Here is a 15,896-nt window from a genome sequence, read left to right as displayed (position 1 = left end):
GAACAGACCGTTCGAGACTACATCACTTACTATAACGCAATTCGTATTCAAACGAAACTAAAGAACCAGTCGCCGATTGATTACAGGCGACTGGCCGTTTAAACTTGAAGGTGTTTTGATCCCTGTCTCACAAATGGGGGTCAGTCCCCGTTGACTACCGACTTTTTGTTGTCATATAAGCACTAGTATTTAGATACTGAATAATTGGTTAGAAATATAATAATAACTACAACGATTATAGATCCGAAAGCAAGCTTCCATTTCAAGTTCTTCTTAAATTTCGGATTTGAAGAATCCTTATACTCTTTTCTTAGCCTTATAAGCGATAGAATTACTGTTATAATACCCAAAGCCATCATTGAATATGGTACTATTAACTCTTTCATCTTATCACCGCATTCCTCTTATTGAGGTTCAATATTAAATACATAGACCCAAGTCATTCCAAAATAAATACCTGTGCTGTGGCTATTATTCGCATAAATCCGAGCAGATACTAATCCCCAGTATGCAGCGGCAATTCCAGGAGGTACTGCTGCAACTCCACCAAAAATGCCTGCTATAACCGCTGCACCTGCACTTATTGATGCTGCTCCTGCTAAGTCAGCAGCCAGTCCGTTTGCATTACAACTATCTAATAATCTACTGTATCCCCACCAATGATATTCTGTTGGCTTTGTTACTCCATCACATGAAGATTTATTAAGTTGGATATTTAAGTCTAGCTGATCTTTTATGTTGCTCTTAATAGTAAGGTCAGGAAAAGCAATAAGTTTATTTTCAGCTATTAGTTTATTCAACTCATTGAAATAATTTTGTTGGCCTTCTAATAACTCTTTTTGAATATTATCCCTCACAGCTAGAAGATAATCAAGTTCAAAAAATCCTTTTTTATTAACTGAGATATATTTTTCCAAACCCATAATGTCAGAAGTTGTGAATCCAATTTCCCGTTCAATAGAGATGCTTTCAACATCTTGGCCAAACACTGTTGGAACAGCAGAAAATAATAACATTAATGTAAGAATTATTATTAATATCTTTTTCACGAATATTACCCTCCATTTTTGGTTAATCTTTACTATAAAAAACATACAAATCAATGAAATAAACCAAAAGAAAATAACCCTTTCTACAGCTAATTAAATTAAAAAACTATTGTCTTAACAAAAAGCTATATAGAGTTTATGTTTATCCCCCCTTATAAACTTTCAATATCCTTTCCTTCATTTGAAATCTTCATCCCTTTCTCCCAATACAATCATTACACGTTTTTACATATTTTTCACCGAAAATATATTTAGTATATTCCGAAAAGCCGCATGCGGGACGCAAAAATGAGATTATCATTTACCATTTTTAACTCATATAACTAAAATTTTATTTATATAAAATTAAATATAGGAAAATAAATAAACATTTATTATGTAAGTTGACTCCAATTAAATATTTTAAAAGTGGTTTATTATATTAAGTATTATCTCGGATCATAAAAAATACATCGCCCAAGGTATACAGCCTACATTGTAATGTAAATCCAATTCACATACTGTTATGCGACTACTTTCGGCACTTGCTTCACACCTATAGCAACCTGATTGCTATGTTCTGAACTCAAATCACTCCAGCTACTTATCCCCCCACCAACTGGACTGACTCCGAGGATATACAAACGCCCTTATGAAACGACCTCCCTTGACTACTTTTGGGGGCCAATCATGAGCAATAAGCCCGTAGACGAGGGGCTTATGGAATAATACGTTCAGACTAGCGACGATCTTAGGCACATCGAGTCGTATACAGACCATAATCGAGAGTTAAGAGCTTGCTTTCAACACGTTGTCCGTGCTGTCTTCATCAGCATTTTTTTCTGCTGACCATTGTAGACTGTCATTTTTGTTGGTATACTATTGAAAAATAATTCCATTTTGAGTAATTCAAGGGCTATGCTTTTCTGGCAATGCTAGAGACAACCCCGCTACCTGTAGCGGGGTTATTTTGTTTTCCAAATGAAATGGAGGATGCACAATGACTGGAAACGAAGAAACGAGAATGATTTTAACGAAAGAGGATTTAATTACACAATTCAAAAACTGCGGAGTAACCGAAGGGCAAACCATATTCGTACATACTTCATTAAAAAGTATGGGCTTTGTTGTAGGCGGAGCTGAAACGTTAATAAGGTCACTTCTTGAAATCGTAGGAGAAGAAGGAACATTGATGATGCCATCTCAGACATGGAAAAATCTTGATCCCTCTACTGGAGTTCATTGGAATGAACCAATGGAATGGTGGCCTATTATTCGTGAAAACTGGCCTGCATATGACAAAGAAATAACACCTGCCATTGGCATGGGTGTCGTGGCTGAAATGTTTAGACAGTGGCCAGGGGCAAAAAGGTCCGATCACCCGGCAAGGTCGATAGCAGCAGTAGGGAAACACGCGGAATATATTACAGAAAAACATGATTTAAGTAATATTTTTGGCAGCGACTCCCCTGTAGATAAACTGTATAAATTAGATGGACATGTACTATTACTTGGTGTTGGCTATGAAAAAAATACATCCCTGCATTTAGCGGAAACGAGAGCAAATTTTTCTTCCAAAAGATTTGCAGATGAGAGCAGTGCAGTCATGATTGATGGCAAGAGAACGTGGGTTACTTATTCTACTCAAGCAGTCGACGACGAAGATTTTAGTAGATTAGGAAACGAATATGATCAACAAAAAAATATCAAAATTCATAAAGTAGGAAATGCTGATGTACGATTTATGGAATTAAGACCCCTGATCGACTGGACCGTTCCTTGGATGGAGAAGAATAGAGAGTGACGGCTCGCCCTCGCTATTCGCGCTAGCCTACAAAAAGGTACCCCTACGCTAAACATTCTTTTAAAAATGTCCACTGTATGGGTACCCTTTTTTAAATGCCAGCTGAGCTTCCCGAGATAAGCTTTCAGGGATATGGATCAAAATAAGATAAGCCCAAATCAGCTTTTTTAATTCTTTGCATCAATCAAGGTAAACCAGTTGGGATCACCATTATATGTTCCATTAACCTGATATACAGGCCGATAAAAGTCTTTTGAATCATACATATAGATTAGTTCTATTCCTTTTATTTCTAGATGGTCACCCTTTTTTATTTCAAGCTGATCCTTTGTTAATAAAGCATTTCTTTGCAGCTGCTGAAATTCCCCATCCTCTATGCGTTTATATACTTCGGCTGGAGATAATAGATCCATCGTCCRCACAAACTGATTGTGCTTAATTCCGCTATTGATCGCGTAGATGCTGCCATCCTCTTTTAGGCCAATGGAGAAATCGCCTGTCCAATAATCCTCGTTCATTCCGGGGATCTGCGAGAGTGACCATGCATACTCACCGTCATCTACTCCTCGTAATTCAGCCTTCTCGCTAGGCAAGCCCAAATCATCCGCAATCGTTTTCGCCTTCTCTAACATAGAATCCGGATCAATTAGCGAGGCTTGCGCTGGGATGTAATCATTTTCGGTTAACGACCAGTTACCCTCTTCGGATTGAAATAACGTGAAGTGTGCGCCGCTATTACTAGTTAACACAATTTCACGATCACTTCCCCACTTCTTGACGCTTAACTCGGTCAATGATAGTTTTTGCCGCAGCAGCGCTGCGATTTCATCATTATTCACGACTCTTTTGTATACCGCAGCAGCATTTGGTTCTGGGCTTAACGTGAGTGAAGCGCTAAGCTCAACGCCTTTCATATTCCATTTGTGATACGAATTAATGGCTAGTTGACCAAACTCCTGCTGATTGTAGACGATACTCATTGCACAAAACATCAAACCGATTGCTATGGGGATGGACAGATTGCCCAGCAGGCTCTTGATCTTAACTTTTTTGTGCTCAATGACAGAAGCAGCAAGTCTATACAACTGGTAGCCCATAATGCCGCCAAGTGTATTGTTAATAAGATCATCAACCTCAAATAGACCTGCGCCAGTAAGCGTCTGATACGTTTCGATAGCTAATGTTGCACATATAACAACAAGAAGAAGCCGTTTGAACGCTCTAAACTTGTAACTCAAACAAGGCAGCAAAATCCCCAATGGCACAAACATTAAAATGTTAAAAATACCGTTTTGAAATTCTCTTAGCGAGTATTTTTGCCATGCTTCGATATAACCACCGAAAGGATACAGGTTCATTTCCAAGAAATGTGACGTACCTCGGCCGATAACGGTCAACTGGAGAACAAAAACAATATAACCGATGAAAAGCGCACCTAGGATAAGCTTACTCATAGGCAGCCAGGGCTCTTCCTCTCGCCTTCTTTTGCGATAATAAAATGTATAATAACCTGCGATTAGCAGCAGCTCGATTCCAACTACAATGACCACTGGCAATCCCAGAAAGCGTAAGTAATTGAACATATCTGTAATGCTCACAATATTCCTCCTCATACCGAACACAAAATTGTACTGTCTTATTCTCATGTGGTTTTTCATTATAACACGGCACTATAAATCATCTTTTGCTAATTCCTTAAAAAACCTTTAATAATATTTAAGGTTTATAATTTAGAGGATCTGTCCTCGACAGGGCTTTATTGAAAAATATAGCGATGGGCTTTCGAACGCAAAAATACATCACCCAAGGCACGCGGCCTACATGGTGATGTATTCAAATCATTCATACTATTTTAGACTCTCAACAGCATTAACACTTCGTTTGAAAATTCGCTTTTCCTTCCAAGGTTGCTTGCAAAAATTTTTTCGACTTTTTTAATCGCTTCTGAATATCTTCAATTTCTTTAATTTTTTGTTCAACAATTTTTTTCTTTACCTCGTATGATAAATTGAGTTCTTGATTTACTAGTAAACTCAACTCTTCTACCGAAAATCCTACGGATAAAAGTGCCTTCACATCTTCTAGAAATTCAACAATTTCCTCAGTATAAATACGATAATTATTTGCATCTCTTTTAACAAATGTGTCCGGAATTAGGTTTTTACGTTCATAGAATCTCAAGGTTGATATAGGCAGATCCGTTAATTTTGAAACATCATTTATTTTCATCATATGGCCTCGCTTTATTTATTTGCTATAAACCTTGGTTTATAGTTCATAATGCAATTATGATAACGAACGACATACACAATGTCAAAAAGTCTTATGTTATCAAAAGGAGAGATTCTATGTTTAACCACATTCAAAATAACAATTTCACCAGTATAGTTACAGGAAGACGTTCTGTGCGTAATTATGATGAGAACATTAAAATATCAAAAGAAGAGATAAGTGAAATGATTTCGGAAGCCAGTCTGGCTCCGTCCTCTGCTAATATGCAGCCTTGGCGTGTAATTGTGGTTGATACTCCGGAAGGAAAAGAGAAACTAAGACCCCTTGTACGTTTCAATACATTACAAAACGATACTTCATCTGCCATGTTATTAATTTTTGGTGATACCCAAAGCTATTTATATGTTGAAGAAATTTATAATACTGCCGTGGAACAAGGTAAAATGCCAGCTGAAGTACGGGATAGTCAACTCGCAACCATTCTATCGATGTATCCAACTCTACCAAAGGAAATGAAAGTAGAAGTTGCAAAGGTCGATAGCAGCCTCTTTGCCATGCAGTTAATGTTAGTAGCTCGTGCACATGGGTATGATACGAATCCAATGGCAGGATTTGAAGTTGACCAAGTAGCTAGAGCATTTGATTTAGATGAAGAGCGCTTTGTTCCGGTCATGATTATTTCAATAGGAAAAGCAAAGGAAGCAGGACATGAATCCGTTCGATTAAGTTCTGACAAGATTACATTTTGGAGATAATCATTATTCAAAATAAAACTTAAAATAAGCAAAATCGCTTATAAACAGGAAACAATAGTTAAGGGTTCACCTTAACATCTATAAAGCAAAATGAAGGACACCCTGATTGGGTATCCTTCATTGTAGCGACAAAAACTAAACACGACATTTCTATTAAGCAAATCTCCCAATCAGGCTGTCTTAATACAGCAAACCCCACTGGAAATTAAGCCATCCCGAATACGGTTTACCACTTCATCACTCCCATGAATTGGCACAAGAAAACATATTCTCATAGACTAGTTCGTACTAGTAAAAAGCACTAGATCCATGTATCGGCTGCTATTAAGTCGGGCTCCATATCGCCAGTGTTTATAACGCTTTTAGGCTCCACCAGCATGATATGGCATTCCTTTTCGGCGGAAGGCTTCATCTCTATTCCCCTAGGGACAATAAACATTTCACCCTTGGAAATTATCACTTGACCATCACGAAAATCAAGGATCATCTCCCCTTCAAGTGCGATAAATACCTTATCGGTATCTTCATGAACGTGCCATTCATAATCCCCAGCAATCTTAATAAGCTTAAATTGATAGTCATTCATTTCACCAATGACTTTCAGAGACCAATAGTCATTGAATTTAGTTAGCTTATCATTCAGATTAATAGCTTGATAATGGATATTAACCCCTCCCTTTTTCAAATTTCCAATATACCCTTATAGTGAACAGACACTCGGATGTAATAAAGCGCTTATTTCCGTTTCCATTATTATAGTAAAGTCATATTTTGATTTGAATGGATGCTTATTGAAACTAGAATGGATTATTAATGAACTTTTCTCGATATTCAGTAGGAGCAATACCAAATTGCTTTTTGAACACTCTACTAAAATAAAAGGGGTCAGCAAATCCAACAGTTTCTGCAATTTGTTGTACAGGTGCATCACTTTTAAATAACATTTCTTGCGCCATGTTTATACGATATTTTAATAAATATTGTGCAGGCCCCATACCTGCATGCCTTCTAAACACGTAAGAAAGTCGATTGCGATTAACGTTATTTTGTTCTGCAAGCGATGCTATTGTAAGGCTTTGATAATAGTATTCTTGAATATAATTAGATACCCGTTCGAATAAAGTATGTGATTCACAGCTATTTTGCCTATTATCAACACATAATAAGGCTTCATTCAGCACATCGCGAAACAGCATCTCGGTCTGAAACTTTGAAATGCCTCCACGCTGATTATAAACACGCCAAAGACGCATAATTAATTCAATTAGACGAGGGGACTGCCCTGTTAATAATTCAAAATGCTGATGCGAAAAGCTTGACTCTTCTAGTTCCGAGTTACATATCCGGTATAAAACTAAGATATATTCCCAGTCCGTTTCACCAAACACTTTTTGGTCTAGTCTCATTTTTGCAGCCCCATGTACAACTTTTCCTGGCGAAAAGATATAAGGCGTGTCATTAAATTGAAATTGTATTTTTCCTGTAAGAGGAAACACAAATCCAGGAAAAGAATCTGTATAGTCAGCGTGAGGCACGCCTGGGTTTCTCGCATATCGATATACTCCTTGTACTTGAAAAGGAGTGTGTGCCAGATGTTCTGCTAACCGATCAACGTCGATTTTCACTATGCTTACCTCATTTCAATGGTAATTGACCGTTAATCTTGACCGATCGTTGTATATCCAGTGTCCGTTGGAATATAGAAAGGTGAGCATGAGGGCTCTCATCTATTTTCACGTTATTGATAACAATTATCATTTACAATCTGCCGTTAGTCAAATTACTGCTGACAGCCTAAGTAACAAGACATCATATTCTCTACTAAGAGTTTATAGTTTATGAGCATGTACTCTGTTAAGAGCATTTCATGAGCATATTCCAATTTTTTCGTCGGCTTTGTATTGATTCCAAGCACAAAAAAATACATAGCCTGAGCATTAAGCCCACATGGCCATGTATTTAAATCATTCATACTGTTATGCCTCTCAGCAATTACTCGTCGCTGGCTAGGCGCGCATATGTCAAAAAAGACACCCCAACAGTGCCTTTTCCTCCTTCTATTCGTATGCAAAGCCAACACTTGAAAGGCGATGCATATTCGCTGTATTAAGAATTAGTTCGTGGTTGAGGTTAGTTCCTTGTTCGACGTCCGGCCAAGCAGATTTAGAAATTCCCGCATAAATCCAGGGAGATCAGGCCATGCGTGACCCGATACTAAATTTCCGTCTACATGCAGTGTCTCACTTGCATATTCTGCGCCGAGTGATTCGACTTCTAGCTTGCACGCATTGTATGCCGTTAACGTTCTGCCTTTGAAGTAGGAACGATCGGGCAGTGCCAAGAATACCTGAGCACCGTGACAAATCGCGCCTACAGGCTTGTCTGCATCCAGAAAGTGCTGGACAATTCGCGGAAGATCTTGATCGTTGCGGATGAACTCGGGAGCGCGTCCGCCTGGGATGATCAAGGCATCGTAGTCAGCAGGCTCCACGTCCGCAAAGGCTATATCAGACGGCAGCAGATGAGCTGGCTTCTCCGAATAAGTATCCCATCCCTCGATGAAGTCGTGGCATACCGTATTCAATGTCTTCTTTCTCGGCGAAGCGATCACAGCCTCGTAGCCCTCTTCCTTCAACCGATAGAATGGATAATAAACCTCCAGAACCTCTGCACCGTCGCCCGTTAGAATAAGCACGCGTTTGGACATTTTACCCTCTCCCAACTGTAAATTTATGTAACACCTTTTTCTATTATGGGGATAATCTGCAAGCGCCGTCAATGGTCCTTAAGAACGGGAGGTAGATGTCAAATTACGCAAAAACACGTCGTACCAGCAGGTAAGCTGCAGATACGACGTGTTTTTAATAGTTGAAACCTAATAGGATGAGTTAAGGCTTCACTACAGATACGAGAAACTCGTTTTTACCGGAAATAAGTGTAACTTCTGAAGACAAATCCAAATCCTTCACATAGACGGATTCACCGATATTCATACCGCTGATATCATATTCTATCACCGACGGCAAATGCCTTGGCAATGCTTCTACCTCAATAAACTCGGACTGAAGTTGTACAATCCCGCCCTGCTTCAATCCGATTGGCTTGCCTATGAATTTTACCGGAATCTTTGTGCATACGATTTCGTTATTCTGCACTTGCTGGAAATCAACATGAATCAAGTCACGCGTTACCGGATCTCGCTGGAGATCYTCAAGCAATACGGACACCGAATCTTTCCCGTCAAGCTGTATATCGATAAAACCAGATGCACCTTGCTTCAACCACTTATGAAATTCTATCGTTGAAATATGAACCATCTTATTTTCTACATTCCTACCAAACACAATACCAGGCAGACGACCTGATTTACGTAGATTACGAAGCCCTGATGTATTCAAATGTGTACGTTTCTCTGCTTGCATAAATGTTGTCATGCTTAACTCTCTCCTCTTTATTAAAAGATCTTTGCGCTCGTTCCTTAGTCGCTGAATCTTCCCCGATTGGGGATAAAGAGCGAAACATAGCATCACCACCTCCATGTTCTGCCGATTACGGCACAATACATTTAATGTAAAACCTCCGTAAATATACAGGAAGGCACCCCACTTCGGAAAGTGGAATGCCTATCTGTAAACCACACCATATCATACAAACGTCACGTTGTCTAATCAGGACGCTAGGCAATTACGGGCAAAGGTTCCGGTATCTTTGTGTATTTAGAATGAATAAGAGCGTACACTAGGCTTCTGAAAATAATTCATTTCACCATTCGAAATCCATTGGTTGACCTCGTGTTGAGTTCACGATATAAAAATACATCGCCGCAGCTTACAAGCTGCATGGCGATGGGGTTGTTAGAGAAACTAATCCAATCACTCCAGCTGTCGTATAACATTCGGGAGATACATCGAGGTTATTTAGCCTTCATGAAATTATACACAGTGCCTCGTTCAAGGGATGCTAGACGGACCTCACCGTATCTCTTCCAATGATAGCTGCTGTGAAAATGATCAAAATGCACGCCACCAAATGGTATTTCACTCTTCATCGTAAACCCGGAGGCTTCTATATCTTGGATTACTTCCTTTAACACTCTTTCAAACAAGGACGGCTTATAATCACTGAGATCTTTAAACGCGAGGAATGAAAGAATACCACCCTGCTTCAAACATCGAACTACAGTTTCGAGCATTTCACTCCTTGGCGAATGGTGAATGACGTCGTACATCATTAGGAAGTCAATCTGGTTTTGCACTTCATCTGGTAAGCCTTGATGATTCGTATTCATCAATTCAACATTCTTTACACCCGCTTCGTCTAGTCGTCTCTCGGCATGCTTAATGATCTTCTTCAACTTCTCTATAGCGATTACGCTTCCATTTGTTCCAGCGGCAATCGCTGCCGGTATCGTATAGTGTACATACCCACACCCAATATCCATAACGGTCATTCCTGCCTCAAGCCCAGATTGACTTAAGAGCTTAACGGCTTCCGTCCTTTCCCACTGGCAAACTTCTTCGTAAGCGTTCAGATCAAGCACACCCTTCTAGTTACTTATTACATACACTCGGAATTGATCGCAAAAGCGCAATGGCTTCTCTTCTTTCCCAAATGTGTTCATCATGCTCATCCACTCTACCGATCACTATAACTCGCCTTCTTTTTTACAGGTATGTAGATGTCTATTTGACTATCGATATGCGCTTGGCAACGCTCATCATACAGCTCAAATTGCGGACCTTCGGTGATTTCATATTCGGATTGATGCAACCACACCTTAAATATATAATCCCAAGACTTGCTGATTGATGAGACAAAAACATCACGCGGAACTTGTGGCGTTGTAAAAATGGCGTATGTGGCGGAAGAAAATGTTTTGTAAACACTTCCGATCGGAGCATTATCGAAACTTGTGACCTCCATTCCCAAAAGATACTTGAAGCTCCCGTCCTCCTTCCAATTATGACATATCCCCAAATCGATCCATCTTGCAGGATCAATCCAGTTAGGAATTGTACTGGGCCAGTCATTACTAAGATACTTGTTCCAAAACTCAGGGATGGTTGTATTACTTTTTGATGTATCCAACTCATAACCAATAACTCTGAACTCGGGTTTTAATTTCATAGTAGGCTGCATCACTATATCTCCTTTGAATTCCATTGCCGTCATTTGATGCTCCCCCAATCTTTCCAGTATTTTTAAATGATCATACGTCTTTTTTACTCTGCATTCGCTGGGACTTAATCCAAAATTTCTCTTAAACGCTCTTGTGTACGCCTCGGGAGATTGATACTGAAGCTTAAAAGCAATATCAATAATGCTCTCATCCGTGTTCGCCAGCCAATTCACCGATAGGGACAACCGCCTCTTTCTGACATACTCCATGACGGCAATACCAGTAAGATAATGGAAAACTCTATGAAAGTGATAAGGAGAAAAGGAGAGTCTGGAAGAAATGAGTTCTAAGGAAATCTGTTCACACAGATTTTCTTCAATGAAATCGATGGTATCCCGAATATAAGTGTAATATCCCATAAATCACCTCTTGTTAAGAGTAATAGACTACTGTGGAGTTGTCCTGATTTTTCTTGCTAAATTCCTACTATTCACGATAATACCGAATCCACAAGAAAGCATCCCTAGTAGAGACGGTCTTAATGCTTTTGTTATTCACTTCGACTATGATAACAACCAACGTAAGTAGTGAAATTAAAAATAAACGTCACTCACGATAATATTGTTGATTTTTTGTTGAATTCATATTTTATATCTTTATTGAGTTGATTGGGTTAATGCGTCAAAATTAACTTATCAAAATAATGTTAGAAGTGATGTATAGGAGAGCATATGAGCGACACGCCCGGGTAATGGATTCCTGTAAGTATTTTCAAGGGGTACTCGTTGACTTCGTGTTGACTTCTGAGATCCCGAGCACAACACAAAGAAGTACATCGCCACATGAACGATGTACTTCGAATCTCACACTATTATTTCGATTAAGCCTTCTCTTCGTCACCCGTCGCTACCGGATTCTCCTCATAGCTAATCCAATCACTCCAACTTCCCGCATACAAGCGCACTTTCGTGAAGCCTGCTTCCTGCAGCGCAATGACGTTTGGCGTGGCTGTGACGCCTGATCCGCAATACACGATCAGCTCGCCGTTCTTGTCCAGATCATGGAACCGATCGGATTGAGCGGCGACATCCTTCCAACCGCCGGATTCCGTTAGACCCTCTTGCCAGAAACGATTAATCGCGCCTGGAATGTGGCCTGCGACGCGGTCGATCGGCTCGACCTCTCCGCGGTAGCGTGGAGCTTCGCGCGAGTCGATAAGCGTTACTCCCTCGCTGCCAAGCAGCTCCCTAACCTCATCCATTTCAACTAGCATATTGTGCTGCACCGTTGCAAGGTATGTCGCAGGTTGCACGACTTTGTTTTCGGTTGATACAGGCAACCCTTCATTGGCCCAAGCCGAGAAGCCGTTGTCCAGTACATAAACCTGCTCATGCCCCATATACTTCAGCAGCCACCACAGTCGGGAAGCCATCGCTCCGCCTTGATCGTCATAAGCAACCACAATTGAATCGTTGCTTATGCCCGTCCTGCCGAACGTCACTGTCATTGCAAAAATATCGGGAAGCGGATGGCGTCCGCCATATTCCTCGACCTCACCGGATAGATCCTTCTCCAGATCCATATAAACAGCCCCCGGAATATGGGACTCCTCGTACGCTCTGAGCCCCGCATCGGGATCGTCCAAACGAAAACGGCAATCCGCGATGACGAGTTTCGGCTCACCGAGTTTCTCTTTTAGCCATTCCAACGACACGATGTTATTCATTTTGACTCGCCTCTTTCGTTCATTTATGTAATCCATTATGGAACCTTTAGCCTTAGATCGCTCTATTAGCCTTCATATCTATAGTATATGGTGTGATTCCAATCTTCAATGGAGCTCTTCTGCCAATTATATAACAAAGACCGGGAGTCTCTCCACTTAGGAGGCTCCCGGTCTGCTATTCCAAATTCTAGATCACATCGTTATAATCGTGATTGTTTTCATCGTACCGCACCCGATCTTACATGGATGCAGCCGACAGTTGTTATTATTTAATCATCTGAAATACTTGCTCGACATCTTTGTCTCCGCGTCCGGAAAGGTTAATGATCAAGATCTGTTCTTGATCCATCGTTGGCGCCAGCTTCTTGGCATAGGCAACCGCGTGCGCGCTCTCCAAGGCAGGGATAATTCCTTCCGTACGAGAAAGTTCTTGGAATGCTTCCAGCACTTCCTCATTGGTAACCGTCGCATATTCGGCGCGTCCAGTCACCTTCAAATGGCTATGCTCCGGCCCGATACCCGGATAATCGAGCCCCGCGGCGATTGAATACGTCTTCCGCGGCTCTCCTTCCTCGTCCAGCAGTACCAAGCATTTGAAGCCGTGAATCATACCCGGAACGCCTTCCGTTAAAGTCGGTGCTTGATCGGGTTCAACGCCGATTAAGCGAACGCTCGGCTCGTCGATGTAATGAGCGAATGCGCCAATCGCATTGCTGCCGCCGCCCGCACAGGCTACTACCGCATCAGGCAAACGACCTTCCTTCTCCAAAATCTGCTGCTTCGACTCTTCACTGATGACCGCTTGAAAATGCTTGACCATCGTCGGAAACGGATGTGGACCAACCGCAGAACCGAGCAAGTAAAACGTATTTTTATAATTGCGAACCAGATCGCCCAATGCTTCGTCCACAGCGTCCTTCAGTCGACCCTGACCCTTATCAACCGGCACAACAGTAGCACCGAGCAGTTCCATCCGGAACACGTTGAGCGCCTGGCGGCGCATATCTTCAGCTCCCATATAGATGACGCATTCCATATTAAACATTGCGCAAGCCGTAGCTGTCGCAACTCCATGTTGACCAGCACCAGTCTCGGCGATAATCCGCTTGGCACCCATTCGCTTGGCGAGCAGAATCTGGCCAATGGCGTTGTTGATCTTATGCGCACCAGTATGGTTCAGATCTTCGCGCTTTAAGTAGATCTTGGGTCCTCCCCACGATTTGGACAGCCTCTCCGCATACGTGAGCGGGCTCTTGCGGCCAACATATTCACGCAGGTAATAGCTGAGCTCTTCCTGAAAGTCCGGATCTTCACTGAACTTGTAAAATTGCTCGCTCAAATAGTTTAGCACTTCCTGCAATTCCGGTGGAACGAAGCTTCCTCCGAATTCCCCGAAGTACCCCTCTTGCTGCAACTGTTGGTCCATAAGTAAGCGCCTCCATAAATTAAAATGGTAATCTATCAGAACTATATTACCATAATTTTCTGTAATATTTTATATACGTGTATTGTCAGCCGGTAGAATAATAACACTCTAGCTTGCAGTCATGCTCTGAAAATGACATCCAATCGTAAACTTGTCCTTAACCTATTACAGCCCTCTTCGCTAAAGCACGATACTGAGCTTATCCCTAATCAAAGCAACAAGCTTTTCCGCTTGTACGTCTGATAAGGCACCCGATGCGAGCTGACGAGCGGCGACTGGAACGTACCAAGGGAATATTTCATCTTCTGTCACGCCAGACAGCTTGCAATATTCATCGACGAATATACGGTATGCAGTCTCCCGCGAGGATTCAAAGAATGCGTTAACGTCAGGCGGCGTTTCTGGGGGCAACACAGCATACAGGATCGTCACGCATACTTCCGCGATATCCGCCGCCGGGTTGCCGATTACGGTATGCATCCAATCGATCATAACTGGTATACCTTCTCGCAAAATGAGATTATTGACGTTCGTGTCGCCGTGGCATAGCATTCGTTTATTAGGCAACTGATCCACATAAGCATGGAGGGCAGTTATTTCGTCTTCCGTCAGCAAGGAGGGTCTACCGATGATTACCTTCAAATGCTCCTTTTGCTCAGTAACAATCCCGCTGATGTCTCCATTATGAATGTTATACAGGACGCGAGCAAATTTCCTTAAATCGCTGTCTACATCGTCAAAATCAATTTCATGAAAAGCATGCAGTTGTTCAAAAAAACGATTCACGAATGTCGATCCGACTACTTTCTCGAAGACGATACCAAGGCGGTTATCCCACACGATTTGCTCGAACGGGCGCGCTGCCGGTAGTCCGCTGGACCAAGCAGCAGAACTGTTCCGATATTCGAGTTGAACAGCTTCCAATGGCGTGCCAGCATGAAACAACTTTACTACTTTTCCCTCTTCGCCCCACTCATGCACCTCACAACTGGAGCCAATGCCTATGCATTTGCCTAGCATAATAAATCGTTGCCCCCTTTATCTAATCTAATTTTGTAAAATAATTGAAACTAAACCTATTATTCGTTATAATACCACGCTTCCATTAACCTGAAAATATAAAAATAGAGACGATAGTATTCCATTCATTGCTGAGCATATTGACTACTTAAAAAGGGAATCTGCCTACCAAAATGCCATAGAGTTTTGCAGCTAGTTGAAAGCGAACAAATTTAGGAGGATAAAATATGTACTATATTCGTACTCAACACGAAGCTTAATCAAAGTATTTTCAGATACTCTCCGCCACTGGAATGCAATATATTATTTACATTTTGCAATGGACAAATTACAATATTTTCTAACCAATAACTAGAGACGGTCCCTCGTATGCTTGTTAACAACGATCGTGGACTGAGGGCGCGCTTCAGACGGTTGCAGCAAGACTTAACAAATGTCATTGGAGCGACTCGCCAGACAGAAGGGTTATCGAGAAAGGAGACTACTCCCCTTCGATTACGTTCGCTCTCAAATTTGCCGTAACTTACAAGGTTCCCGTTTAGGAAGTGTTTTATTTAAAGGAGGAGGAGAAGTAAGCTGTTGTCATGGATTATGCATTAGCCATTTATTTCGATTATATTGCTTCTCGAAGTGTCTGGTCTGAGTGGCAGCAATGGGTCACGCTCAAAGCTTATCCAGACTCATCCTCTGCTGGATGGCGGTCAGCTTTGCTTTATAGAGTACGGTGATGACGGTAAGTGCAGTATATGGTTTTGCTTATATGAAATGGATTTAAACCTATTAGGT

The 15,896-nt window shown here is 41.3% G+C and carries 16 protein-coding genes; 4 read left to right on the top strand and 12 right to left on the bottom strand.

The genetic code is table 11. The features are described from left to right. Nucleotides 1–102: IS3 family transposase (locus AB4Z50_RS08765; protein ID WP_441878013.1), on the top strand; the 102-nt coding region annotated here is incomplete at its 5' end. 302 nt (nucleotides 103–404) lie between these two features. Here AB4Z50_RS08765 and AB4Z50_RS08760 read toward each other — a convergent pair. Then, nucleotides 405–1,049 (bottom strand): hypothetical protein, encoded by a 645-nt coding sequence (locus tag AB4Z50_RS08760; RefSeq protein ID WP_441878011.1) that lies wholly within the window; start codon nucleotides 1,047–1,049, stop codon nucleotides 405–407. 979 nt (nucleotides 1,050–2,028) lie between these two features. Here AB4Z50_RS08760 and AB4Z50_RS08755 point away from each other — a divergent pair. Continuing rightward, complete coding sequence (locus tag AB4Z50_RS08755; RefSeq protein WP_441878010.1) at nucleotides 2,029–2,832, top strand: aminoglycoside N(3)-acetyltransferase; 804 nt, start codon at nucleotides 2,029–2,031, stop codon at nucleotides 2,830–2,832. Nucleotides 2,833–2,999: 167 nt separating this feature from the next. Here the strand turns inward: AB4Z50_RS08755 and AB4Z50_RS08750 are convergent, their stop codons facing one another. Then, entirely contained in the window at nucleotides 3,000–4,430 is a 1,431-nt protein-coding gene (locus AB4Z50_RS08750) for a VanZ family protein (protein ID WP_441878008.1), read from the bottom strand. Between the two features lie 271 nt (nucleotides 4,431–4,701). Next, nucleotides 4,702–5,061, bottom strand: a complete 360-nt coding sequence (locus AB4Z50_RS08745; RefSeq protein ID WP_441878006.1) for a MerR family transcriptional regulator — start codon at nucleotides 5,059–5,061, stop codon at nucleotides 4,702–4,704. Between the two features lie 119 nt (nucleotides 5,062–5,180). On the opposite strand from AB4Z50_RS08745, the gene AB4Z50_RS08740 reads away from it, so the two are divergent. Beyond that, entirely contained in the window at nucleotides 5,181–5,819 is a 639-nt protein-coding gene (locus AB4Z50_RS08740; RefSeq protein WP_441878004.1) for a nitroreductase family protein, read from the top strand. A gap of 301 nt (nucleotides 5,820–6,120) precedes the next feature. On the opposite strand, the gene AB4Z50_RS08735 is transcribed toward AB4Z50_RS08740, so the two are convergent. The 9 genes from AB4Z50_RS08735 to AB4Z50_RS08695 all read right to left on the bottom strand — a co-directional run bounded on the left by AB4Z50_RS08735 (nucleotide 6,121) and on the right by AB4Z50_RS08695 (nucleotide 15,110). Then, a complete protein-coding gene (locus AB4Z50_RS08735; protein WP_441878039.1) occupies nucleotides 6,121–6,483 on the bottom strand; it encodes a cupin domain-containing protein in 363 nt (120 codons plus the stop codon). 133 nt (nucleotides 6,484–6,616) lie between these two features. Beyond that, the gene (locus AB4Z50_RS08730; protein ID WP_441878002.1) at nucleotides 6,617–7,444 is read right to left on the bottom strand and encodes a helix-turn-helix transcriptional regulator; all 828 of its coding nucleotides are present in this window, start codon (nucleotides 7,442–7,444) and stop codon (nucleotides 6,617–6,619) included. A 488-nt stretch (nucleotides 7,445–7,932) separates the two neighbouring features. Continuing rightward, a complete protein-coding gene (locus AB4Z50_RS08725; protein WP_339206579.1) occupies nucleotides 7,933–8,526 on the bottom strand; it encodes a DJ-1/PfpI family protein in 594 nt (197 codons plus the stop codon). Nucleotides 8,527–8,707: 181 nt separating this feature from the next. Further along, entirely contained in the window at nucleotides 8,708–9,253 is a 546-nt protein-coding gene (locus AB4Z50_RS08720) for a 50S ribosomal protein L25 (RefSeq protein WP_076268662.1), read from the bottom strand. A gap of 479 nt (nucleotides 9,254–9,732) precedes the next feature. Next, a complete protein-coding gene (locus AB4Z50_RS08715) occupies nucleotides 9,733–10,359 on the bottom strand; it encodes a class I SAM-dependent methyltransferase (protein WP_441877999.1) in 627 nt (208 codons plus the stop codon). Between the two features lie 95 nt (nucleotides 10,360–10,454). Further along, nucleotides 10,455–11,357 carry an AraC family transcriptional regulator gene (locus AB4Z50_RS08710; protein WP_441877997.1) on the bottom strand — a complete coding sequence of 301 codons (903 nt, stop codon included), beginning with the start codon at nucleotides 11,355–11,357 and terminating at the stop codon, nucleotides 10,455–10,457. Between the two features lie 461 nt (nucleotides 11,358–11,818). Further along, entirely contained in the window at nucleotides 11,819–12,664 is an 846-nt protein-coding gene (locus AB4Z50_RS08705) for a sulfurtransferase (protein ID WP_441877995.1), read from the bottom strand. A 265-nt stretch (nucleotides 12,665–12,929) separates the two neighbouring features. Continuing rightward, on the bottom strand, nucleotides 12,930–14,090 hold the full coding sequence (gene trpB / locus AB4Z50_RS08700) for a tryptophan synthase subunit beta (RefSeq protein ID WP_441877993.1): 1,161 nt from the start codon (nucleotides 14,088–14,090) through the stop codon (nucleotides 12,930–12,932). 180 nt (nucleotides 14,091–14,270) lie between these two features. Further along, nucleotides 14,271–15,110, bottom strand: a complete 840-nt coding sequence (locus tag AB4Z50_RS08695) for an aminoglycoside phosphotransferase family protein (RefSeq protein ID WP_441877991.1) — start codon at nucleotides 15,108–15,110, stop codon at nucleotides 14,271–14,273. A 584-nt stretch (nucleotides 15,111–15,694) separates the two neighbouring features. Between AB4Z50_RS08695 and AB4Z50_RS08690 the strand changes: the two genes are divergently transcribed. After that, on the top strand, nucleotides 15,695–15,838 hold the full coding sequence (locus tag AB4Z50_RS08690) for a hypothetical protein (RefSeq protein ID WP_441877989.1): 144 nt from the start codon (nucleotides 15,695–15,697) through the stop codon (nucleotides 15,836–15,838). Nucleotides 15,839–15,896 lie beyond the last annotated feature (58 nt).

This window comes from Paenibacillus sp. 2TAB26 (genome assembly GCF_052115145.1).
Lineage (GTDB): Bacteria > Bacillota > Bacilli > Paenibacillales > Paenibacillaceae > Pristimantibacillus.
The sequence above is the reverse complement of the archived record's forward strand: the minus strand, read 5'-3'. Positions and strand labels throughout refer to the sequence as shown.